Annotated in this window: 22 protein-coding genes; 13 read left to right on the top strand and 9 right to left on the bottom strand. The window is 39.1% G+C overall.

Annotated elements, in window-relative coordinates:
• Positions 1 to 21: 21 nt before the first annotated feature.
• Complete coding sequence (recN, locus tag BGP15_RS25180; protein WP_286771009.1) at positions 22 to 1,683, bottom strand: DNA repair protein RecN; 1,662 nt, start codon at positions 1,681 to 1,683, stop codon at positions 22 to 24.
• 287 nt (positions 1,684 to 1,970) lie between these two features.
• On the opposite strand from recN, the gene BGP15_RS25175 reads away from it, so the two are divergent.
• A complete protein-coding gene (locus tag BGP15_RS25175) occupies positions 1,971 to 2,609 on the top strand; it encodes a SprT-like domain-containing protein (RefSeq protein ID WP_286771008.1) in 639 nt (212 codons plus the stop codon).
• A gap of 67 nt (positions 2,610 to 2,676) precedes the next feature.
• Entirely contained in the window at positions 2,677 to 3,090 is a 414-nt protein-coding gene (locus BGP15_RS25170; protein ID WP_070567195.1) for a hypothetical protein, read from the top strand.
• Between the two features lie 175 nt (positions 3,091 to 3,265).
• On the opposite strand, the gene BGP15_RS25165 is transcribed toward BGP15_RS25170, so the two are convergent.
• The 3 genes from BGP15_RS25165 to BGP15_RS25155 form a co-directional block, all read right to left on the bottom strand.
• Complete coding sequence (locus BGP15_RS25165) at positions 3,266 to 3,526, bottom strand: hypothetical protein (RefSeq protein ID WP_070567197.1); 261 nt, start codon at positions 3,524 to 3,526, stop codon at positions 3,266 to 3,268.
• Between the two features lie 167 nt (positions 3,527 to 3,693).
• Entirely contained in the window at positions 3,694 to 4,707 is a 1,014-nt protein-coding gene (locus BGP15_RS25160; protein WP_201639499.1) for a PDDEXK nuclease domain-containing protein, read from the bottom strand.
• A 170-nt stretch (positions 4,708 to 4,877) separates the two neighbouring features.
• The gene (locus BGP15_RS25155; RefSeq protein ID WP_286727379.1) at positions 4,878 to 7,058 is read right to left on the bottom strand and encodes a S41 family peptidase; all 2,181 of its coding nucleotides are present in this window, start codon (positions 7,056 to 7,058) and stop codon (positions 4,878 to 4,880) included.
• A gap of 205 nt (positions 7,059 to 7,263) precedes the next feature.
• Between BGP15_RS25155 and BGP15_RS25150 the strand changes: the two genes are divergently transcribed.
• The 3 genes from BGP15_RS25150 (at position 7,264) to BGP15_RS25140 (ending at position 8,960) form a co-directional block, all read left to right on the top strand.
• Positions 7,264 to 7,467: a hypothetical protein gene (locus BGP15_RS25150; RefSeq protein ID WP_070567203.1), complete on the top strand. Its 204-nt coding sequence runs from the start codon at positions 7,264 to 7,266 to the stop codon at positions 7,465 to 7,467.
• A gap of 142 nt (positions 7,468 to 7,609) precedes the next feature.
• Positions 7,610 to 8,395, top strand: coding sequence for an esterase/lipase family protein (locus BGP15_RS25145; protein WP_201639501.1), 786 nt, complete (start codon positions 7,610 to 7,612; stop codon positions 8,393 to 8,395).
• 10 nt (positions 8,396 to 8,405) lie between these two features.
• Positions 8,406 to 8,960 (top strand): hypothetical protein, encoded by a 555-nt coding sequence (locus BGP15_RS25140; RefSeq protein ID WP_286771007.1) that lies wholly within the window; start codon positions 8,406 to 8,408, stop codon positions 8,958 to 8,960.
• On the opposite strand, the gene BGP15_RS27035 is transcribed toward BGP15_RS25140, so the two are convergent.
• Complete coding sequence (locus tag BGP15_RS27035; protein ID WP_083296024.1) at positions 8,957 to 9,160, bottom strand: WGR domain-containing protein; 204 nt, start codon at positions 9,158 to 9,160, stop codon at positions 8,957 to 8,959. The genes BGP15_RS25140 and BGP15_RS27035 overlap by 4 nt on opposite strands.
• A 146-nt stretch (positions 9,161 to 9,306) precedes the next feature.
• Between BGP15_RS27035 and BGP15_RS25135 the strand changes: the two genes are divergently transcribed.
• Together BGP15_RS25135 and BGP15_RS25130 are read left to right on the top strand one after the other, a co-directional pair.
• Positions 9,307 to 10,113 (top strand): hypothetical protein, encoded by an 807-nt coding sequence (locus BGP15_RS25135; protein ID WP_286771006.1) that lies wholly within the window; start codon positions 9,307 to 9,309, stop codon positions 10,111 to 10,113.
• Positions 10,114 to 10,507: 394 nt separating this feature from the next.
• Positions 10,508 to 11,035, top strand: a complete 528-nt coding sequence (locus BGP15_RS25130; RefSeq protein WP_070567618.1) for a hypothetical protein — start codon at positions 10,508 to 10,510, stop codon at positions 11,033 to 11,035.
• A 69-nt stretch (positions 11,036 to 11,104) separates the two neighbouring features.
• On the opposite strand, the gene tamL is transcribed toward BGP15_RS25130, so the two are convergent.
• Positions 11,105 to 13,456 (bottom strand): translocation and assembly module lipoprotein TamL, encoded by a 2,352-nt coding sequence (gene tamL / locus BGP15_RS25125; protein ID WP_145327573.1) that lies wholly within the window; start codon positions 13,454 to 13,456, stop codon positions 11,105 to 11,107.
• A gap of 8 nt (positions 13,457 to 13,464) precedes the next feature.
• Here tamL and BGP15_RS25120 point away from each other — a divergent pair, with 8 nt between their 5' ends.
• Positions 13,465 to 14,214: a TrmH family RNA methyltransferase gene (locus tag BGP15_RS25120; protein ID WP_070567214.1), complete on the top strand. Its 750-nt coding sequence runs from the start codon at positions 13,465 to 13,467 to the stop codon at positions 14,212 to 14,214.
• Positions 14,215 to 14,239: 25 nt separating this feature from the next.
• Here BGP15_RS25120 and BGP15_RS25115 read toward each other — a convergent pair whose 3' ends face one another.
• Complete coding sequence (locus tag BGP15_RS25115) at positions 14,240 to 14,620, bottom strand: VOC family protein (RefSeq protein WP_286771005.1); 381 nt, start codon at positions 14,618 to 14,620, stop codon at positions 14,240 to 14,242.
• 221 nt (positions 14,621 to 14,841) lie between these two features.
• Here BGP15_RS25115 and BGP15_RS25110 point away from each other — a divergent pair, with 221 nt between their 5' ends.
• The 5 genes from BGP15_RS25110 (at position 14,842) to BGP15_RS25090 (ending at position 21,167) form a co-directional block, all read left to right on the top strand.
• A complete protein-coding gene (locus tag BGP15_RS25110) occupies positions 14,842 to 16,017 on the top strand; it encodes an MFS transporter (RefSeq protein WP_070567216.1) in 1,176 nt (391 codons plus the stop codon).
• Positions 16,018 to 16,124: 107 nt separating this feature from the next.
• A complete protein-coding gene (locus BGP15_RS25105; RefSeq protein WP_286771004.1) occupies positions 16,125 to 17,039 on the top strand; it encodes a hypothetical protein in 915 nt (304 codons plus the stop codon).
• Complete coding sequence (locus BGP15_RS25100) at positions 17,036 to 17,713, top strand: ABC transporter ATP-binding protein (RefSeq protein WP_286771003.1); 678 nt, start codon at positions 17,036 to 17,038, stop codon at positions 17,711 to 17,713. The genes BGP15_RS25105 and BGP15_RS25100 overlap by 4 nt, the downstream gene beginning before the upstream one ends.
• 26 nt (positions 17,714 to 17,739) lie before the next feature.
• On the top strand, positions 17,740 to 18,288 hold the full coding sequence (locus BGP15_RS25095; protein WP_201639506.1) for a GNAT family N-acetyltransferase: 549 nt from the start codon (positions 17,740 to 17,742) through the stop codon (positions 18,286 to 18,288).
• A gap of 143 nt (positions 18,289 to 18,431) precedes the next feature.
• The gene (locus tag BGP15_RS25090; protein WP_286771002.1) at positions 18,432 to 21,167 is read left to right on the top strand and encodes a DNA gyrase/topoisomerase IV subunit A; all 2,736 of its coding nucleotides are present in this window, start codon (positions 18,432 to 18,434) and stop codon (positions 21,165 to 21,167) included.
• Between the two features lie 81 nt (positions 21,168 to 21,248).
• On the opposite strand, the gene msrA is transcribed toward BGP15_RS25090, so the two are convergent.
• Together msrA and BGP15_RS25080 are read right to left on the bottom strand one after the other, a co-directional pair.
• Positions 21,249 to 21,764 carry a peptide-methionine (S)-S-oxide reductase MsrA gene (gene msrA, locus BGP15_RS25085; protein WP_286709853.1) on the bottom strand — a complete coding sequence of 172 codons (516 nt, stop codon included), beginning with the start codon at positions 21,762 to 21,764 and terminating at the stop codon, positions 21,249 to 21,251.
• Positions 21,765 to 21,915: 151 nt separating this feature from the next.
• Positions 21,916 to 22,947 carry a glycosylasparaginase gene (locus tag BGP15_RS25080; RefSeq protein ID WP_070567228.1) on the bottom strand — a complete coding sequence of 344 codons (1,032 nt, stop codon included), beginning with the start codon at positions 22,945 to 22,947 and terminating at the stop codon, positions 21,916 to 21,918.
• Between the last annotated feature and the right edge of the window lie 192 nt (positions 22,948 to 23,139).

Raw genomic sequence — 23,139 nt, 5'->3', positions numbered from 1 at the left:
AGACCTTTTTTTATTTAGTAGCTATCCTTTCAGTAATAACTCTGCATGTTCAAGTGCCGCGTCTGTTGGATTGGTACCACTGAGCATCTGAGCAATTTCCTTGACCCTCCCTTCTTGATCTAATCGAACAATGTTAGAGATTGTCCGATTGGCTTTATCTTCCTTATACACTTTATAATGTGCAGCACCTTTAGCTGCGATTTGGGGTAAATGGGAAATAGCAATGACCTGCATGTTCTCTGCAAGGCTTTCCATCACCTCCCCCACACGCAACGCTACCTCTCCAGAGATTCCGGTATCGATTTCATCAAAAATAATGGTCGGTAATGCAGAGGTTTTTGCAACCAGGGATTTAATGGCCAACATCACCCTGGAGAGCTCTCCGCCAGAGGCAACCCGATGAATGGATTGCAATGCCTGTCCTTTATTGGCCGAAAATAAAAACTGTATTGAATCTATTCCCGATTCCCGCATATCCCCTTCCTTCAATGGCTCGAGATTAATTTGCAACAATGCATTGGGCATCCCTACATTTGACAAAGTAGCCTGTACATCTTTTGCGATTAAATCCAAGACTTTCTTTCTGGCTGCTGAGAGTTCTTTTCCTTTATTTTGAGCAATAGCTAATTTAGCAACTACTTCTTTCTCCAGTCGCTCCAATTGCTCATCCGAGGAATTTATAGCAAACAGTTTGGATTCTAAATCATCGCGTAATTTGATCAGCTCCTCAACGGAGTCCACATGATGTTTTTTCTGTAAAGAATATAATAAACTCAAGCGTTCATTGATCTCCAACAAAGTACCTTCGTCGATTTGGGTATCCTCTTCAAGCGAACTCAGCTCTGCTGCGACGTCCTTCAGCTCAATCCATGTACTCTTTAATCGTGCAGCCAAATCTGCCGCCTCAGGCAGAAATGAAACAATACCTTCCACTTGGCTCATCGCCTCTTTTAAACGGCTTAAAACTGCCGTATCTTCATTTACCAATAGATGTGACGCACCAGTTAATGCACGCTTGATATCTTCTGCGTTTTCCAGCTGCCGCTGTTGTACTTCGAGTTGTCCCTGCTCATCTGCCACCAATCGGGCGGCATCAAGCTCATCAAATTGAAACTGAAAATAATCCTGCTCAATAGCGGCTTTCTTGACCATTTCCTTAAACTCTTCGAGTTCTTTTTTCGCCCTCTTGTAAGCGAAAAAGCTCGCTCGATAATTTTGCTTGAGGCCAAATGAACCTGCAACACTATCGACTACAAGGAACTGAAAATCTTCTGTATTAATCTGCAATGTTGCATGTTGCGAATGCACATCAATCAACTGCTCACCTAAAGCTTTGAGGATCGCCAGTGTGACCGGTGAATCATTAATAAATGCCCGAGATTTACCATCGGGCGAGATTTCTCTTCGAATAATGGTGTGGTCCGCGTAATCGAGATCATTTTCCTCAAAAAAAACAAGTAGCTGATAAGACCCAACTTTAAATTCCCCTTCTATCACACATTTCTTGGTTGGGTCGAAAAAATGCTTCCCTTCGGCCCTATTTCCTAAGATCAGCGATAATGCGCCCATGATAATAGATTTACCGGCACCGGTTTCGCCGGTAATCATATTTAAACCTTTATCAAATTGGATTTCCAATTCGTTGATGAGCGCATAATTTCTAATATGTAAGGTATCTAGCATATTCTTGCAGGTCTATTTTACAGTTTGGAGGAAAAACCGTCCTCAATCGGATCCTATATTTATGAACCTTTCTGTAGGTAATTTACCTAAAACTCAGGCAATTTCAATACGTTTTATTTTAAAAAAACATAAATTCTCTTTACTGACTTTCTCAATTTTGACATTTACAAGTACTAAATACTAAAAATAATATCAATTATCCAAACAAAAACCGGAAATTAAGCTATTATTCTTAGTAAACTGATTCTTTTTTTGACAAAAGAATGTTCTCATTCAGCACTATTGACATGAATAAATCCTATTTTTATGGCATGCAAGATTATAGTGCCACGCTCAAAAAATACATGCCCGAAGAAGCAGCTCCTATTATATCCAACTGGATTAATCATACCCGCTGTTTATTTAAGATCTCTCGTTCAAGGAGTACCAAGCTAGGAGATTACCGTGCGCCGTTTAGAGGAAGCCCGCACCGCATCTCAGTCAACCATGATTTAAATTCTTATTCCTTTTTGATTACGACGATCCATGAATTTGCGCATTTACAAACGTGGAATAAACATCAGCATCGTGTCAAACCACATGGTACAGAGTGGAAAAATAATTTCAAGGAACTGATGGAGCCCTTCCTTAAATTGAATATTTTTCCTACCGATATCAGCAGTGCTATTCATCGTTATATGGAAAATCCTGCGGCTTCGAGCTGCACGGACCTTCACCTGTTTCGAACCTTAAAATCATACGATACCGTCAAAACCAGTGCCCTTACGGTGGAATCCCTAGAGGATGGTCATTTCTTTAGGTTGCAAAATGGTCGCTCATTTCAACGTATTGAAAAAATAAGAAAACGCTATAAGTGCATGGAATTGAGTAGCAAACGCATGTACTTATTTAATCCAATAGCGGAGGTATTTCTGCTCGAACAATGATTTTTGATAAATACATTCATTATATTTTTATCTTTGCTAACTTAGGAAATAAATAAAGAGAGCTTTTATGTTACACTTACACTCGACTATAGCAATTGTATTATTGCTAGCCCTGGTGATATCGATCGTGATCACCCTATCAAACTATTTAGGCAACAAACCGTACAACCGTAAAATTGCTTTATTGGGTTTCATTGCATCGCATATTCAATTATTGGTGGGATTGATCTTATTCTTTTATTTAAAGTATCCATCGATGATCTCTGGCGCCGTAATGAAAGATCCGACATTACGTTTTAAAATCATCGAACACCCTTTAACCATGATCATTGCTATTGTATTGATTACAATTGGTTACTCTAAAGCTAAAAAGATTGAAAATGCAAAAAAAGCAAACCAAACGGTTGTTATTTTCTATATCATCGGTTTGATTTTGATTCTTTCACGTATTCCTTGGTCTACTTGGTCTCTTTTCGCGTAGTCTGCGATAATCATACAAAAGAAGGCCTCACGATCGTGAGGCCTTTTTTGTGCCTTATAGATCATGAAAGCATAACGGGACGGGATCGTCAACAATGAACTTGAGTTTAAAAAAAGGATTAAAATAAAAAAGCCCCAGTAAACTGGGGCTTTCAAATATCTTAGTTTACTTTTAATTAGTCACGGTTTTTTCCAAATCCCAAAATTCCGAAAACGGTTTTGAATGCGATAAGTGCACCTACGATCATAGCAATATTAGCTATTGCGGAAAACAAAAAAGTTTGTTGGCCCAATGCCGTACATACATCCGGTACAAAACGGATAAATGTACCTATTAAACCTAAAGCGATCGCTACTACCAATGTTTTGTAGTAATGAGTTTGGTTCGCATTATTATCAGTTGTCTTTGGACCTCTTGGTTGTACAGTTTCTGCCATTTCAATTTCGATTTTATTCGATACAAATGTACAAAATAATCTATGTTAGAAAAATAAAAATGAAAAAAGCGGAACCACTGTCATTTCATCCCCCAATACTGATAAATTAACCCCGTTTGACGCATTTAAAATATCTTTAAATGGCGCCGTATAGACGCTTGAAAAATCTACTCAGCGTCACCTTTACCTACAAAACTATCCAACTCTTTATTTACCTCATCCAGCAACTGTTGCTCTGTTGGTAAATAAAGCTCATATTGACTGGCGACAATCTGCTTTTGGTCTTCCGGAAGGGTAAATTTGACGACCGCATCGTTTTTACTGGCACAAAGTAAGATGCCAACTGTCGGATGCTCATGCGGAAGTTTTTCTATACGATCATAGTAATTGACATACATCTGCAATTGACCGATGTCCTGATGCGTTAATTTATGGGTTTTAATTTCAATGATCACAAAACTTTGCAGCAGACGGTTGTAAAAGACCAGGTCAACGAAAAACTCATCGCCCTCGATATGGATACGTTTTTGTCTAGCGACGAATGAGAAGCCATTTCCTAATTCGAGTAAGAACTCTTGAAGATGGGCAATAATGGCTCCCTCAAGATCTTTCTCATAGTAAGCGCTTTCGCGTTTCAAACCCAAAAATTCCAGTACCATTGGATCTTTGATAATCTCCTTCGCATCAGAAGGCATCTTTTCCTTTTTTGCTACAGCCAGTACACTTTCCTTATCGTTGCTAAGCAGCAGGCGTTCATATAGATTAGTATTAATCTGCCGCTCAAGCTGTCTGACTGTCCAATTATTCTTTATGGTTTCGGCAATATAAAACTCCCGCTGTTCCTCGCTATTAAGACTTAAAAGCAGCTTATACTGGCTCCAACTCAATTGCGTCCACAGTGTAGACACAATTGGAAATGTGCGATAAAATTGGCGGTACCAATTTAGCTGTCTATACGAAAAACCACTACCAAACTCAGGCTGTAATTCTGCTGAAAGATATTTTATGATGTATTTCCCATAATCCGCTCTATCCTTACCTTCCTGCTCCTGTTCAAAAATACGTTGGCCAATATGCCAGTACATCAATGTGCGCTGATGATCGACAGCACGAATCGCATTATCTTTGGACTGCGCAATAATTGCCTTTATATCGGATACTAAAGTTTGATCGGACAACATAATTGTTTATTTTATTGGTATTACTTCTGTAAGTGAGCAATACAAAGATAGCAAAAAAACAAACAATATACTAAATATTTTAGTAAATAAATTAAAAAATAATTTCCTTTAGCATGTCTGACTTTAAATGTATAATACCTCAATAACAACCATCCTATGGAAGGGCTAATCTATTGACTTAGATACTCCAATGCTTTTTCCATTACCTCATCCCTACCTTCGCGAATCCCCTTGATACTCGGTTTGACAATCTCATCAATTTTAATACCTACACGCTGGGTTTCACGTTGATCGGGATAATATATCCCCAGTCCGGAAAGCATTGTCCGCTGATTGCCCGGTAACTCTATGGAACTGACATTGCCATCAGCACCCGCTGTCGGTGATCCGAAAACCTTGACATTGGAAGCTGCCTGATAAGCCATCACATGATATTCCGCAGAACTCTGGGTATCTTCATTGACCAGAATAGCCACTTTCCCCTGATAGCAATCATTGGTATTCTCCCCAACTTGTAATGGGCTGCTCATTACAAAAGTGCCGGGATATTGAAGGCTCGTACTGCTAAAACGAACGAAATCAGTAGGCTTGGTCAACAACAAGGGTGTAAGCTTGAATACTAAAAAATCACCGGGATAATTGCGGTCATCAATCACAATACCTTTTACCTTGCTCCAGTTTGCCATATTTTCTGTGATCATCTTAGCACGCAGTAAACTGTGATTGATATACAAAATATTATTGTCCAGCATCTTAAAAGGCACGGTATCTCTTGAAGCAGGTTTAATTTGGCTAGAGGGTATCGCAGCAATATCTACTTTAATCGGCCGGCCATCACGCACTAACTCACAGGGCACAATCTCGCTATTGCTTGTCACAAGCTTTCGCGCCAGATCACGGTTGGCTACAGCTTCATTCGGTGTACTCATATAAGCCCAAAGCGAATCTCTGATTTCTTCAATCTTTTTATGTTCCTTACTGATGAGCACATCTCCTATGCTAAGTTTATCTCCGGATTTCTCACTATCAAAAACTTTAGTTACCACAGCTTTTCCTTCTATCATTCGGATCTCCACCGGCATACGGTACTTGCCATAATAATTTATCAGTCCTTTGGGCATGCTCCAGAGTCCGGTATGTGCATCTTTTACCTGGGATACCATCTTGAGAAGTGAAAGGCCATAAGAACGATCATCCCGACTCAGGATCATTTCGGGCACAGCGGTCTTTAAAACAGCATCCCATTTCGGATCCGTCAGATGTTTATAGGGGGAAAAATATTCGATCATATTCCAAAAGCGAAAGAGCGCCAATAAACGAAACCCCGCATCTGCAGAAAATACATTTTCATATTTTTTTTCATTCTTGAAAAGAACATTGCCAGCACCTCCAGCAAAACCAAAATAATGATGTTGATCAAAATTACTGTAGCGAATACGTCTTAATTTATTCTTGATATCATTGTTAAAAGAGAGACCATCAATCCAGCTATAATCTACTTCATGAACCACATTTTCAAGCTGTGGCTTGGCATAGTTGGCCGTGGCACCGAGACTGTCTAAGAGCATCGCATAATGAGCCTCAACAGATTTATTATCCTTTGCTCTAATAATAGCGTCAATGGACTTAAACAACTGCTGATCCCAATCATATTTTCCTTGCGCCACAGCGGGATGTCTATATTTCAGGAAACCCCATATTCTCCCTAAATCCACTAAGCGTTGATCAATCTCGGGCGTAGTATTAAAATCAGAAATCCCCGAACTTGCAGGTTCACTGATCCCTTTCGCAAATGGCACAAACATTCCTACTTCTTTGGTAATATCCTTACCATCTACAGTAATGAGCACATCATCAACCCACATCTTACCTTCCCCAGAAAGAAAAAATGCAATGGATATCCCTTCGGTCTGGTTTGGCACCAATTTAGTTTTCAGCTTAATATTTTCCCAGTTTTTTGTCCCATTCATTTGGCGGTTAGCCATATTGTCGAAAAAGACTTTGGGATCGATCCGTAGCATCATCGACGCATAAGACCCTGCGATGATATTCTCACGCTTGATCATCGCAGACACTTCAATGGAATCCCCCTTTAAATTTGATGGTAACCACATCATAATCCCTCCGAAAGCGCTGTTCTTCTTTATACTTTCAATCCGAAGTGCTCCTTTTGCACTATAATACGTATCGTGATCTATACCACTCTTAAAAGCCGTCGTATCCCCAACCTTGAACCAGGGATTTATAATCGGTTGATCAAATGAAAAGTTAAAATTTTGTTGACTAAACACAGGAGTAGCTACCGTTGTTAGAAAAACAACAAGGAAAATAAATAGGCGATTAGATTTCATAATTGAAAATTTTCATTAAATTAACCATTTAATGAATTATTAACAAAACATTTTTAACTTTCCACAACAATCTTTTTCTCGCTTTCCTCCGAGATTTTAAAATTTTAGGTTCGTTATAAAAAGCAGACAGAAAAGGAAATACACTACAATTTACTTTTATTCTATCATCAAGTTTGACTAAATTCACAAACAAGAAGAAAAGCAAATGAAAATAGTAGACAATTATTTATCTGGTTTAAAGAAAGCATACTATAGTAATGGTGGTGAAGAAACCTGGGATCATTTTGAACGGATTAAACATGGTGCAAGCAAAATAGATCTAGCGAAACTCCAGGAAGCATTTCCGGCAATCCCTCAGGGACTGGTAGATTTGCTCGAATATGTCGACGGGACTTATTGGCGGACCTGACAATAGACTAGCCCTTTAATGAAAATGAGTCGAATAGCTTAATTATAGAACCTGTTCATATAATCAATCCAGATCAAAAAATAGCAAGATAAAGCTGATTTGCAAAACCTATTGGATGGATGAAGATGTATAAAAAAACTCAATGACTGCCTTTACATTAAGATATCCCATCATATTGATCCACGGCACGGCTGCTGGGGATAACAGTTTATTTTGGGGCAGGATCCCCAAGACTTTCAAAAAAAACAATATCTCATTTTTTTATGGCAAGACCGATGGTTGGGGCAGCGTGGCTAACAATGCACAGATGCTGAAAAGAAATCTGTCAGATCTTGCAGAAAAAACAGGTGCCACTAAATTTAATCTCATCGCGCATTCTAAAGGAGGGATCGACGCCCGCTATTTTATTTCAACGCTAAAGGGACATCAAATGGTAGCCTCCTTAAGCACAATATCCACACCACACTTAGGAACACCAATAGCAGACTATCTAATGGAAAAACATCTATCCAGAGATTCTGTTACAAAAAAACTGATCCAACGTCTTTCTTTCTTATTTGGAGGGCAATCTCCCGCACCAATCGAACTAATTCGAGATCTCAGTGTAAAAGAAATGCGTGTTTTCAACCAGCTCAACCCCAATATGGACAATGTATTTTATCAGAGCTTTGCTTCGACAATGACTAAGCCACAAGATGATTTGTTCTATGCTTTGAGTTTTAAATACCTGAGGCGACTGGTAGGTGAAAATGATGGGATGGTCCCATTAGAAAGTGCAGTTTGGGGAGCAAACTTTAAACATATTCATGCTTCTCAGGGTATCTCACATGCTGGTATTACCGATGTCATCCGTAAAAATATTGGGGATGTGGATATACCGCAAATCTATTTAGACATTATTCGTGGATTAGGAGCTTTAGGATTATAACTATTAACAAATGTATACACTATACACGCTGATTTTTTTGATATGGTTTGGCATCCCAGGCCTATTCATCTATTTCACGTACTGGATCCTAAAAAAGTCTGGCCGTAAAAAGTTGGGAACTATCGTCTCGATTATTTTAATCTTGCCTTTTCTTATATTCACGCTATACTTGCTATTTGATGATCTATTATTCTCTAAATCTGATGCAAGAAAACTACTCAGCGAACACCATATCACGCTAAAAGATGATTTTAAAATTATTTCCAATCAAAGTGGCGGCTTAAGAGATTACACACATCAATTTGAACTATCTATCTCCGAAAAAGACAAACAATCTTTTATTGATCAACGAAGCTGGAGTGACAAAATGGATGAAAGAATAGAAGTTCATACCACTGCGGTAGACAGATATGAAGGTGACACACTACGCGCTAATTATCACGACAAAGATTCCTATATTTATTCCATGTACCGTCCGAATGGCAAAGGTATCGTTCCGACATTTATAACTATTCGCGTATCAAAGAGTAAAAACACATTGACATACGAAGAGATCTTAGACTAATTCAATAACTGGCTGGCAGCCGTTGACTGTCGAACAGCGGATCCTCTTTCCTTGCTATCTGCATCTACAGCACCATTCTCAGAATAGCCTTTTTTAGTCTTCTCCGCAATTAGTTTTTCAGCATCCTTTAGACGGGCTTCCTCAGAATCAAAGGTTTTACTTTGCCCAGCCGTTCCGTTTCGTCCGTAGTTGACATCAATTAATTCGCTTACTGTTTAAATATAATGAAAGTAGCGCAAAAAAACGTATATTGACATTAAATCACAGACAGATCATGCGTATATATTTCTTATTCAGTTTTTCACTGCTATTAGTTACATTAACTTCAGAAGCCAAAATTTCAACAGTGGAAGAGTATACCCGAATATGGTCCGATCCCCCTTCTGACAATATGAAAAAGTACATGATTAAAATGGCTATTTCAGAAGGCTTAGATAAAAAATCCATAAAAATAGAAACCGATAGCTGGGGAGAAGTTATTCTTTCAGATATGTGGAGAAATACCATTAAATTTAGACGAGGTAGCCTGGGTGAATATACAACCGTAAATAAGAGTGGTATTAAACTGACTATAAAAGAAGACTTTTCAGGAAATATTGTCGTAAAAGATGAGGATGGAGGTGAAACTACAGTCAGAAAAAACAGTAGTGGCGATTTCGATCTTCCTAATCTAGACAGAAGTCCGTCCACAGTTTTTAAAAATATACACGGCAATTTAGAAATACGTGATGAAAAAGGAAATGTAAAAACTGTATCAAAAAATATTTTTGGAGGTCTCGACATCCGAGATAATCAAGGCAATAGCTCAACGATATCTAAAGATATTTTCGGCAATATGGAGATTCGAGATAACAAAGGTAATTCAAGCCGGATAACAAAAGATATTCTTGATAATCTCACTATCGAAAATAGCAATGGTCAACGTACCACAGTGAGAACTGATATTCTAGGTGGTAAAACAATTGAAGATAACAGGGGAAATCGTGTTTCCGTTCGAAAAGATATATTTGGAAATTATGAAGCTAGCGACAACAATGGAAATAGTGCATCCATGAAAAAAGACATTTTTGGCAAAATAGTTATTGATGATCCAAAAGGTATTTTAAATGACGCAGTGAAATTGCAATTGATCCAAGAACTTTCAAAGAACTAATTTTTTTCGAAAATTTACCTATTTTACAAGTGAATAATCCAAAATTACGATGGATCAAATATTATCGATTTAATTATAAATGAACTAACAAAACATCCTGAAATATCATACCGCAGGTCAAACACAAATGAGCTAAATATGTTTTGCACTCCTACTCAGGATTTTGACAGCACCTTTTTTTGAGGAATGATGAAAGGCTCAAGAACGTATTTACAAAGGTTTCAACATTCGCATAGTTAAAGATTTTCAAAAGAAAATTAAAATCCCTAAAATTGCAGTCTCATTTCAAGGAAATCGGATTTGATGTATTGATGCTATCAATCCTCCAAATGATATTAGCGCTATGCAAATAGACCCTAAAAAGGGAAAACGCGAATTGAATAAAAATAAAACGATGAAAAAGATTATATTTTTTCTGTTACTGATACCTTTTTGGGCAGCTGCTCAAGAACAAAATATCCAAAACTTTATCGTAAAAGAAAACCTTTCCAAAAATGGAAAACTGGCTGTAGTTGCATTGGATTCATTGGGAAACACCAATGAGACCATTAATGGCAATTACCTATTTACCATCAATGGTTTCTCGCAACCACTACAATTTCATGAGGGTGTTGCTGTCCCTAATCAGAAAATTGAGTCATCAACCTTTGTTTTCTTTAGCCATAAGAATCAACAAACTTCCAAGGGACGTTTATTCTATATCTATAAGAGCGATAGCGGACTCTCTCCTTTTGCCATTAGCGGATTGATGTTTTTGATTATCCCGGCCATTGTGTTAGGAATAGCTTACATGTTTAAAAAAGTGATTATGACGGCCATCGCGCTGGCTATAGTTTTCTTTTTATTCAACCATTCCCAAGGTTTGGATTTGAGTAAAATTTTTGAATCAATATTTTCAAGTCTCAAAAATCTCATCGGTTAACAAAGCGGTTTGTCTGAATGTCCCATCAACTGGTGGGATCAACGTAAATCATAACGAAACAGTTAGACATTAGAACGGCATACCGATTCCAAAATTGTATTGAATAAAATTGTACCTGTCGGGCCTATGGGTTTCATAATATTGGGCCTTAAATTCTTTGGAATCAAAGAAATGCTTGATAACCCATTGATCAGCACCTGAGAATTGTGGATCTTTTAGTTTAAGCCCGGCATCTAAGCGAATGACAAAATAGTCCGAATCGAAACGAAGTCCGAAGCCGGTACCAATGGCGACCTGCCCAAGAAATTTATTGAATTTAAACTCCCCCCCCGGATTTAGTTCTTCATCCTTCTTCAGTCGCCAAACATTTCCCATATCCAAAAATGTTGCTCCATTCATCTTTGCGCCCAGGAAGTTATTGAGTAACCTGAATCGATATTCGGCATTTGCTTCCAGTTTAATCTCCCCCAGTTGATCCAAATTACGCAGGTTTAAACGCAAATCCTCACTAAGACTCTGCCGGTTATAGGCACCTGGCCCCAAGGTACGTGCCTGCCATGCGCGTATGCCATTCATCCCGCCGCTATAAAAGCTCTTTTCAAAAATCAACAGTTTAGAGTTATTACCATAAGGAATCGCTATCCCCGGATTAAAACGGAAGACAAACTGCCTATTTCCACCGAGATTTCGGTATAAACGATAATCGAATTCTGTCTTGGCGTATTGAAGAAAGGGCACACCGAATATTTTTTTCTCACCATCGGCATTCTTAGGCAATTTTGCCAAGGAGCTAATAAGATCCAATACGTTTCCACTCACGTCCAATGTTCCTCTGAAATATTGAAAGTCCTCCTTGCTATTCAATTTTTTACCATTCAGGATAAAGGTATATTGTGTCCCTAAACCAAAATACTGACGGTCGTTGCTACGTACATACAGCTGATAACCTTCCTGTACAAGCTTGTTCCGAAAATTGGAATCCAAGCGTCCATCCCGATACTCCAACACAATAGGCGTAAAACTATGGTACTTATTTTCTGTTTCATACCATGAGTAATTCAGCGACGTGATGAAATAGCGGTTTGAATAGGTTTTATCTTGATCGAACAACTGCAATGTCATCGAGTAGGTCGTTTTGGGCAAACCAAACTTTCCACCTGGATTAATATGAAAGGGAACCATCAGACGAGGAATAACCAAATTTACGCCCGCTTGAAAATCGTTATTGAATATTTTGCTGGAAAGCCCACCTGCGAGGCGCGGATCAAACAATACACCATAACGTAATTTCACTTCCAATTGCTCCGAACCACCAAAGATATTACGTTGAGAGAATGTATTTCCAATATTAAATCCGCTCATACCCGAACTAAAGGTATACTCGCCCTCTATCTGGTTTCCCATCCGCGGTCTTGGAACGAAATCATAGTGCACATCGAGTTTATTGGAATCTTTTTTGACAAACTGCATCTTGACAGAACGAAAACCATTCATCTCATACAATCGGTCATATGACTTATTTTCCTCCCGCAAGGAATAGTACTGACCTGAGCGTAGATACATATAGCGTTCCAAAGGTTTCCACCTGAAACTATTTGTTTCATCAACAAATAAAAGACGTTTTGCAGAATCTACTATACGACGAGGCTCCTTCTTCGACATTGTTCCATAATTCCTTATCGTCATATAAACACTATCTATTTGATACTTTTTATGTATCGTTGAGTCAGACGGATTTTCGACATTAATTTTCAAGTCGATCAAAGGTCCATCGATCGTTGAATCTACCCCAGCACGCATATATTGCCTTACATAATCGTAATACCCATTGTTACGCATCGAAATATAAAGTTTCTCCCGCTCATCGAGCAACTTTGCGGCATCGTACTGGGTATTGGATTTTACAGCAGTTTTGGGGAGTACCTCCCGTTCAAATATTGCCTTAATATCTTCATCCTCAAATTTTCGATCTATATTTCTAACTTGATATGGGACACCTTCATCCACTTTAAAATCGATATGCGCTCGCTTTTTGGAAACTGAAATTGTTGGTTCGACCTTAGCTTTAAAATAACCTTTTGAAAATAGAAAGCGTCGGATTTGATTGGCGGATAAATCGACCATTGCCGAATCCAACAAATGAGGTGGTTCGCCAACATTCCGAATTTTCTTGGTTTTATAACGCCCGTTTTTAGTATTGAACGTATTGTAAATAAATAGATTTACCCTTGAATTAGGTCTTATTTGATTGGAAATATACGTTTCGGATGATTCTTTCAATGCAGGGGTGACACCAGAAATCTGTACTTTTGTAACCAGAGCTTGGTCATCGTCAAGATATTTTGAAGAACGGCATGATGCAAAAAATAACACTAAAAGCGTTATACTTGCAAATCCGATAAAACGAGGATACTTAATCATCAATAAAAATGTTGTCAAAAGCGCAAATCAGTCTAATAACGTCTCTACAAAATAAAAAGTATAGAAAACAACACGGCCTGTTTATCGTTGAGGGTATAAAATCCGTGATGGAATTTATTTCATCAAGCTATGAGGTTGAGTCTATTTTCTACACGGGCGACGCAAACACAAAAGTGGGTAAAATCTCGCATAATATAAAATCCTATGAACTAACGGATACTGAATTCCAAAAGATTAGTACACTGAAATCGCCACAAGGTATCCTCGCTTTGGTCAAACTTCCTTTACAGCAGAAAATTGTACCAAGTAATTTAAAAAACAAGTTTAGCCTTGTACTCGATGATGTGCAGGATCCAGGCAATCTGGGTACAATTATCCGCACGGCGGAGTGGTTTGGAATCGAACATATTATCTGTTCCATTGGAACTGTAGACGCCTACAACCCTAAAGTAGTGCAAGCAACCATGGGCTCACTGGCTAGACTGCAAATCCACTATACTGATTTAACGGATTTTATTCCGGCTACTGGATTAAAAGTGTATGGCGCCCTACTTAATGGTCAATCCATTTATCAGACTGTGTGGGCTAATGAGGGGCTAATTGTTATGGGGAACGAGGGAAATGGCATCAGTGATGAAATAATAGCGTTGATCGATCAAGCTATCACTATTCCGCGCATAGGCCAAGCCGAATCACTCAACGTAGCCGTTGCAACGACCATCTTCTGCAGCGAAATAGTCCGGCAACAGTTGATCTAATAAGCTATATGATCTGAATTGCCGCTTATAACTTTTGATGTAGCCCGATCCTATTTCCTTCAGAATCTTCAATCTCCGCAACAGCAAATCCCAGATCGGCATGAAAAGTGGCGGGATATAGCTCTTTTCCACCCAAGCTCATGGCCCTTTCCAACGTAGTAGATATATTTTCTACATGTAAATAAAGGAGTACTCCCTCGCGTGTAGGTTTATAAATTTCGCCTTTCGCCAGGGCGCCAGTAATCCCAGATAAGGTTTCTTGAAATGGAAAGTAAGCCATGTGGTTATCGTCAAAATCTTCCTGTTCAAAGGTAAAATTGAATAACTGGCTATAAAACGCGATTGCGCGATTCAAATCCGATACCGGAATTTCAAAATAAACACCAGGATTTCTAAGTTTTTGCATGTTCTAAATAAAGGGTCTTCCCAAAAATAATCTTTTTTTAGGCACTAACGTCCTCGCCTTCGTATTTTCTATCTTATATAAAGAATTCTATTATTTTCCCACCAAAAGAAACCGCTTAATCGTTCCAAAAACTGTACATTTGCTCCATTCCCTAGAAGGATGGATAATCGCCACAATCCATTATTCTTTTTTGAATACTCACACACGATAAAAATAGCGCCATGCCAGCTGAACAGAAATCCATCTATACGCTTCAATTTATTTTACTTTGCTTAAGCTCACTCCTATTTTCTTCTAGCTTCAATATGATCATCCCCGAACTACCCAATTATCTGAGCAGTTTAGGCGGAGCAGAATACAAAGGGTTGATCATAGCGCTGTTTACATTGACTGCCGGAATTTCGCGGCCTTTTAGTGGTAAATTGACCGATCGCTGGGGACGTGTACCAGTCATGGCCATTGGATCCATTGTCTGTTTCATCTGTGGTTTTCTTTATCCCATTTTAACATCAGTCGCGGGCTTTCTATTCTTACGATTGATACATGGTTTTTCCACTGGTTTTAAACCTACCTCAACTTCTGCTTATGTCGCCGATCTGGTTCCACAAAAAAGATGGGGTGAGGCGCTTGGGATGCATGGATTGGCCTTTAGCGTCGGTACAGCTGTCGGCCCAGCAATTGGCAGCGCTATTTTCGAGGCCTTTGGTATCAATGTGATGTTTTATTGCTCTTCTTTCATGGCACTTCTCTCCATCCTTATCGTCATTAACATGAAGGAAACACTGGCGAAAAAAGAGAAATTCAATCTCTCCATGCTCAAAATAAACCGAAAAGATATCATTGAATGGCGTGCACTACCTGCGGGAATCGTCACGTTTTTATCTTACACCGCTTATGGAGTCATTTTAACCCTAATTCCCGACTGGAGTGAATACCTTGGACTCAAAAATAAAGGGCTATTTTTCCTAGCCTTCACCATTGCGTCAGTATTGATACGTTTTGTTTCCGGCAAAGTTTCGGACCGTTATGGAAGACCTAAGGTTATTGTTGTCGGAATAGTTATTATCGCGATTGCACTCGTTGCTATTGGCATTGGAAATAGTTTCATTGGCATGATGATCGGCGCAAGCATCTATGGTGTAGGCACGGGTATACTCTCCCCTGCTGTGAATGCCTGGACGATTGACCTTAGTTTACCCGAACATCGCGGCAAGGCGGTTGCAACCATGTATATCTCCCTTGAAGCCGGAATAGGACTTGGCGCACTGCTTGCTGGATTGTACTATAGTGATGTTATCCTACGAATTCCAGTCATTATGTATGCCAATGCAGTAGTTTTGCTACTTGCTCTGACCTATATGCTGAGCTGGCAGAAAAGACACAGGGCCGTAAAATAAAGAAATTCAAGCGTCAAAACGACCAGCAATCGATCGTTGCAAAGCCGAAATAAAAATAAGGGAACAGTCCCTTGTTTTAACTTCTATTTTTTACTTTTGATTGTATCATGGTTAGCAAATATTTAAAGCTTCAATATACTTTACTATCTCGGCATATTCGGGCGACAGGACTGCCTGTTTGGCTCGCCTTTTTCCTCGTGTTTGGATTATGCTATTTTGCTTATTATGCATTGCTTCAATATCCGCTTTTTGGTTGTTATGCACTGCTGCTTGGCAATTTTCAAATACTATTTCTGCTGACAGAAAAAAGCAGAAATGACTTTCTCAAAAATACATACAGTAAGCGAGATTTTCACAAGATCAGAATATTCGAGAATGGCTTATTAACGCTGCCGTCTTTCATCATTCTTTTCCTCCACAACCAATGGGGCTATGCAGTGTTATTAGCTATTTTGGCTATTATCTTTGCATTTTTGACATTTAAGGCTTTCGGAAAATCTATTCCGACACCTTTCGCAAAAAAACCTTTTGAATTTATCATCGGATTCCGACGGAGCTACCTGCTCTTGCTTGTATTGTATCTCTTGGCCGGAATCGGCTTTTATGTGGCCAATTCCAATCTTGTTTTATTTTGTGTGGTTTGCATTGCGCTCGCCTGTGTTTTCTATTATCAATTACCGGAACCTATTTTTTACCTTTGGAATAACCATTATACACCAACAGTCTTTCTGATGCGAAAGTTTAAAAGAGGAATTTTACAATGTCTACTCTTGGTACTGCCCCTTCTTTTTCTGTATGTTATAATCTTTCCATCGGATTTATTTAAAGTCTGTATTGTATTGGGCGGAATATTACTTTTGCTTCCTTTTGCAATCACCTTAAAATACGTCGCTTACCCACGGGAGATTAATTTCCCGGAAGGTTTTGCTTTGGCGCTTTGTTTTAGCTTTTACCCCTTGATCCTTGCGCTATTGCCCTTTTATTATATCAAAGCAATCAACAATCTAAAAAACCACTTATGATCGAGCTTACGAATATCAGCAAGTCCTTTGGACGGCATCAAGTGCTCCACGAGATTACTTACACTTTTGAAAGCGGAAAAGTATATGGTATCGTCGGTGAAAATGGCGCCGGAAAGACAACGCTGTTTCGATGTATTGCTGGACAGGAAACCGCCTCGGGAAGTATAAAATCTGATTTGGCGCCGCTCAAAAACAATTTAGGTTACCTGACCTCCGATCCGTATTTTCTTTCTAAGCTCACAGGGGAAGAGTATATTTATCTGCTGACAGATGCACGTGGTAAACAAATCAAGAATCTAAGTGAAAGAAATATTTTTGAGTTGCCCTTAAAAGAGTATGCGAGCGCCTATTCCACGGGAATGAAAAAAAAACTAGCCCTGACAGCTACTTTACTTCAGGACAATAATTACTATATCCTTGACGAACCTTTTAATGGCATTGATCTACAAAGCAGCATTATGCTTACGGAGATTATATTACGCTTAAAAGCAATGGGTAAAACGATCCTAATTTCGTCGCATATCTTTTCCACACTAAAAGATACCTGCGATGAAATCTTGGTACTCGAAAATGGCAGAATCAGTAAATCTGTTAACAAAGAACTGTTCGGAGACTTTGAGGAGGAAATGAAAGAAAAAATACTACAAAAAGATATCGACAAATTGTGGCTTTAGCATGCCTAACACTTGAGATAAACAATATGGAAAAACACTTACCTATACTGGAAACTGAACGTTTAATTATCCGTCCAATAGAGATGGATGATGCCGCTTATTTTTTCGCGATGGATTCACAGCCGGAGGTTCATACCTTTCTGAATAAGGAGCCTGTTCAATCCATTGAAGAAATGAAAAAAGCCATCGCGCATATTCAACAACAATATGAAAAATACGGTATAGGCCGTCTAGGGGTCGTTGAGAAATCAAGCAATCAATGGATAGGCTGGACGGGATTTAAATATATTGACGAATTGGAGAACGGACGTATCGGTTTTTTAGACCTTGGTTACCGTTTCAGAACGGAATCTTGGGGAAAAGGCTATGCGACAGAAGCTGCACAAGCCTGCATGCAATATTATAGAGAACAGCTGATCCATTTTGAAGTACATGCCATCACACATACGGGAAATCTGGGTTCAAGACATGTCTTGGAAAAAGTAGGATTTCAGGTGACTGAAGAATTTCATTTCGATCTATGGGATATTCCCTGTTATTGGTATGATTTGGCCACTGACAACGAAACAAGCTAATTATATTAGTTTTAAAAACTAATTTTTTTAACTTTTCATAGTTTCGCTGGGATAAAACAAAATGGTTTTGTATTTTTACACGTTCGAATAAAATACTATTTCGAACATTTCTGTATTGTACAATTTAATCTATTGCTGAGTAAATGAGTGACGAAACGAACTTCCCAACGGAAGATAATCAAGAAGAACTGGGATCAGGAAAAACAGAGAGCGGAAGTCAGACGATACCTTTATCAGGACTATACGAAAACTGGTTTTTGGACTATGCATCCTATGTTATCTTGGACAGAGCCGTACCACATATCAATGACGGTTTGAAACCCGTACAACGTCGTATCCTCCATTCCTTAAAGGAAATGGATGATGGAAGATATAATAAAGCTGCCAACGTCATTGGTAACACGATGAAATATCACCCACATGGTGATGCTTCTATCGGTGATGCCATGGTACAATTGGGACAAAAAGATCTCTTGATTGACTGTCAAGGTAACTGGGGTTTCCCAATTACGGGTGACTCTGCTGCTGCTCCACGGTACATCGAGGGAAGATTATCCAAATTTGCAAATGACGTTGTCTTCAATCCCGAAACGACTGAGTGGCAATTAAGTTACGATGGACGGAATCGCGAACCTGTCACCCTTCCTGTAAAATTCCCGTTATTATTGGCTCAAGGTGCCGAAGGGATTGCTGTTGGTTTAGCGACCAAGATTATGCCCCACAATTTCATTGAGCTAATTGACGGATCAATTCAGGTATTACACGGTGAACGTCCGAATATCTTCCCAGACTTCCCTACGGGTGGTATGGCCGACGTTTCAAATTATAATGAGGGGCAACGTGGTGGTAAAATCCGTGTACGTGCAAAAATTGAAGAACGCGACAAAAAGACGCTCGCAATTACAGAAATTCCATTTGGAACTACAACCGGCGGTCTGATTGAAAGCGTGGTTACCGCAAACGATAAGGGAAAAATTAAGATCAAAAAAATCGAGGACAATACAGCGGGAAATGTAGAGATCATTGTACATTTGGCTCCTGGAATTTCTCCCGATGTAACGATCGATGCATTATATGCCTTTACCGCCTGTGAAGTCTCTATCTCTCCTAACACCTGTGTTATCAAGGATGAGAAACCTCACTTTATGAGTGTCAACGACATTCTGACTGAAAACACAATAAACACCAAAAATTTATTGAAACGAGAATTGGAGATTCGTTTAAACGATCTTCAAGAAAAAATCTTCTTCAGTAGTTTATTAAAAATATTTATTCAAGAGGGGATGTACAAGCATCCGGATTATGAAAATGCAGGTGACTTTGAGGTTGTTGTGCAAGTTCTGAATCGCTTGTTTGAACCTTTCTTCGATCAATTTTACCGCGAGATACGTCCAGAAGATTACAAAAAATTGATCGATAAACCAATGAGTAGCATTACACGTTTCGACGTTAAAAAAGCGGACGAAATGATGAAAACACTCGAAAATGAGATCAAAGAAGTCAAGCGTCATCTACGTCAATTGACGGAATATGCCATTGCATGGTTTGAGAAATTGCGTGATAAATATAGTAAAGACCGCGAGCGTAAAACTGAACTGCGGGTATTCGACAAAGTAGAAGCGACCCAAGTTGCGCTAGCAAATACCAAACTATATGTCAATCGCGAAGAAGGATTTATTGGTTCGGGAATGAAGAAAGATGAGTTTGTATGCGACTGTTCGGATATCGACGATATTATTGTATTCCGCGAAGATGGCAAATATGTTGTCAGTAAAATTCAGGATAAAGTATTTGTTGGAAAAGGAATTATCCACGTTGCTGTTTTCAAAAAAGGTGATGAACGGACAATCTATAACGCCATCTATAAAGAAGGTGAAACTGGAACCAGTTTTATCAAACGTTTCTCGGTAGTAGGAGTTACGCGAGATAAGGAATATGATGTGTCCAAGGGATCCAAGGGCTCAAAAATCCTGTATTTCACAGCCAATCCCAATGGTGAAGCGGAAGTCGTTAATATACAGCTTAAACCGCACACAAAATTGCGTAAGTTGAATTTTGACATGGACTTTGCCGAGATTGCAATCAAGGGCCGTGCTTCACAAGGAAACATTGTATCAAAATATCCTGTCAAAAAAATCAGCTTTAAAAGCTCTGGTGTCTCCACACTTGCAGGACGAAAAATATGGTACGATACCATCATGAAACGTCTAAACGCTGATGAGCGAGGACAATACCTTGGCGAGTTTGACGGCGACGACAAGATATTAGTAGTCCTTTCGGATGGTAGCTACGAATTAGCAAACTTTGATCTAAGCAACCACTTCGACGAGAAAATGATCCGGATCGAAAAATATTATCCAGACCATATCTATACAGTTGTGCATAAGGACGGCAAGAGCGGAACGTACTTTGTCAAACGTTTTAAATTTGATGATCAGCCTATTGGAAAACGCATTTCCTTTATTAATGAAGATGCGGGGTCTAAGCTGATCCTGATGAGTAATGCGGCTGAACCGATGGTCAAATTGGAGATTTTAAAAGGCAAATCCCAAACCGAAGAAACGCTTGATCAGCCTTTGACTGAAATTATTGATGTAAAGGGAATAAAAGCGCAGGGAAACCGCCTATCTTTCCATACCGTAAAATCGGTTACACTATTGACAGCGGATGAAGATTTAAGTCAAAAAGGTAAAGAAAAGGCAGCCGAATCAAGTACTGATACCACAGAACCAACAGTTGATAGTACAACGACAGAAGTTGACAGTTCCGTGAAGGAAAAAGAGGTCGAGTCAACCGAAAAAAATGACGACATCAAATTGGAGATCACTAATCCAAATGACATCCAAATCGATGATAAAGGACAGATGGAAATGTTCTAACTCGTCTTCAATACACAAAAAAGGCTCGAATAAATATTCGAGCCTTTTTTGTGTGGGATACAACACTTTAAGTATTGCCCTTTAAGCTTTAAACTCTTTTAGGAATTTTTGAAGTTTTGGAGCAATGACTACTGAACAAAATGGATTTTCAGGATGATCATTAAAATAATTATGATGATAATCTTCTGCCAACCAAAATGTAGACGCAGGTTCTACCGCTGTGACAATAGGGTCCTCGTAAACATCCTCATTTTCCAATTCATCGATAAAATTCTGTGCTAAGATCTCTTGTTCTTCATTATGATAAAAAACAACTGATCGATACTGCGTACCCACATCGTTACCTTGACGGTTTAATGTCGTCGGGTTATGGGTCTTAAAGAAGATTTTCAAGAGATCTTCATAATTCACCAGCTCGTCGTCATATTCTAGCTCGACAACCTCAACATGATCAGTTGTACCCGTACAGACCTGCTCATAAGTCGGCTTATCTACATGTCCCCCCATATAACCAGGTAATACCGATGTTACCCCTTCAGTGTTTTGGAAAATAACTTCTGTACACCAAAAACATCCTCCTCCAAATGTTGCTTTCATACTTTTATAACCTTGCGTATTTTACTCTTACTTTTATAAACCTATAGCCGATGCATCAGCTGCGGCTATAAGTTTAGACAAATATAATGATTAATCGGCAATGATATACCTTGCTATCATCGCTCCTCGAACCCGTAAGCCCCTATTTTTACTATTTATAGTAGTGCTTTCCTTTAATCAATAAATCTTGTTGTTTACTGTCACAAACCGCATAGGAAAAACCTTGTTGTAGCGCATAGGCACCATATTCCCCTTTTTTATTAATTGCTAAGAATCCAACTTGGATTTCCTTTGCAATTGCAGGCTTCTTCTTAACGATACGCATAACAGCTTCCTTACAGGCATCTTCGGGAGAATAACCCTGACGCATCAATTCGACTACCAAAAAACTACCTACATTTCGGATAACTTCTTCACCAACTCCGGTCGAAGTAGCACCCCCAACTTCATTATCGACATAAAGTCCGGCTCCAATAATAGGGCTATCTCCTACCCGACCATGCATCTTGAAAGCCATACCACTCGTGGTGCAGGCTCCAGAAATATTTCCATTGGCATCCAACGCCAACATACCGATCGTATCGTGGTTGTATTGATTTCCCGGCAAACGTTCTGCGGCAAAAGATTGGTTTTCAATATTGGCTACAGGTTTGTATTTTTTCTCTTTCAACCATTCCTTCCAGGCCTTTTCACCTTCCGGGGTCAGTAGATTTTCTTCCTTAAAACCATTTTCTAACGCAAATTGCAATGCGCCTTCGCCTACTAGCATGACATGGGGTGTTTTTTCCATAACCAGCCGTGCTACAGATATTGGATGTCCAATTTTTTCCATTCCGGCAACAGCACCGCAGTTACCATCCGCATCCATGATACAAGCATCAAGTGTGACGTGACCGTCGCGATCGGGATAACCACCTTTACCCACTGTCATATTCTTGAGATCAGCCTCGGGTACACGCACACCTTGTTCTACCGCATCCAATGCCTTGCCTCCTTTGGACAATATTTCCCAAGCGGCTTTATTTGCTGCGATCCCAAAGTCCCAAGTTGAAATTACAATAGGGTATTTTTTAACACTGCCTTTTGCTGCAATCGTCAATCCTTTCGCATCAAATGCGGTTAATGTCCCCATTGTCGTCGCAGCAATCAAACCTTGCCGAATAAAATCACGTCTTGAACTCATTTCCTTATTACTATTTTATAAAACTATCGCTATTTATTAATCCGGCAAAAAACAATCATTAAAACTGCCTTCAGTCTACCGAATACAAGAAATTTTCATCATTGACTGTACAAGAGCATCACTTTCTTTTCTAGCATATTACACTATCTTGCATCAGATCTCCCCCAAACCTACTTCGTCAATATCCGCTGT

The organism is Sphingobacterium sp. 40-24 (genome assembly GCF_001899705.1).
Classification (GTDB): domain Bacteria; phylum Bacteroidota; class Bacteroidia; order Sphingobacteriales; family Sphingobacteriaceae; genus Sphingobacterium; species Sphingobacterium multivorum.
This window is presented reverse-complemented; position numbering and strand designations above follow the sequence as displayed.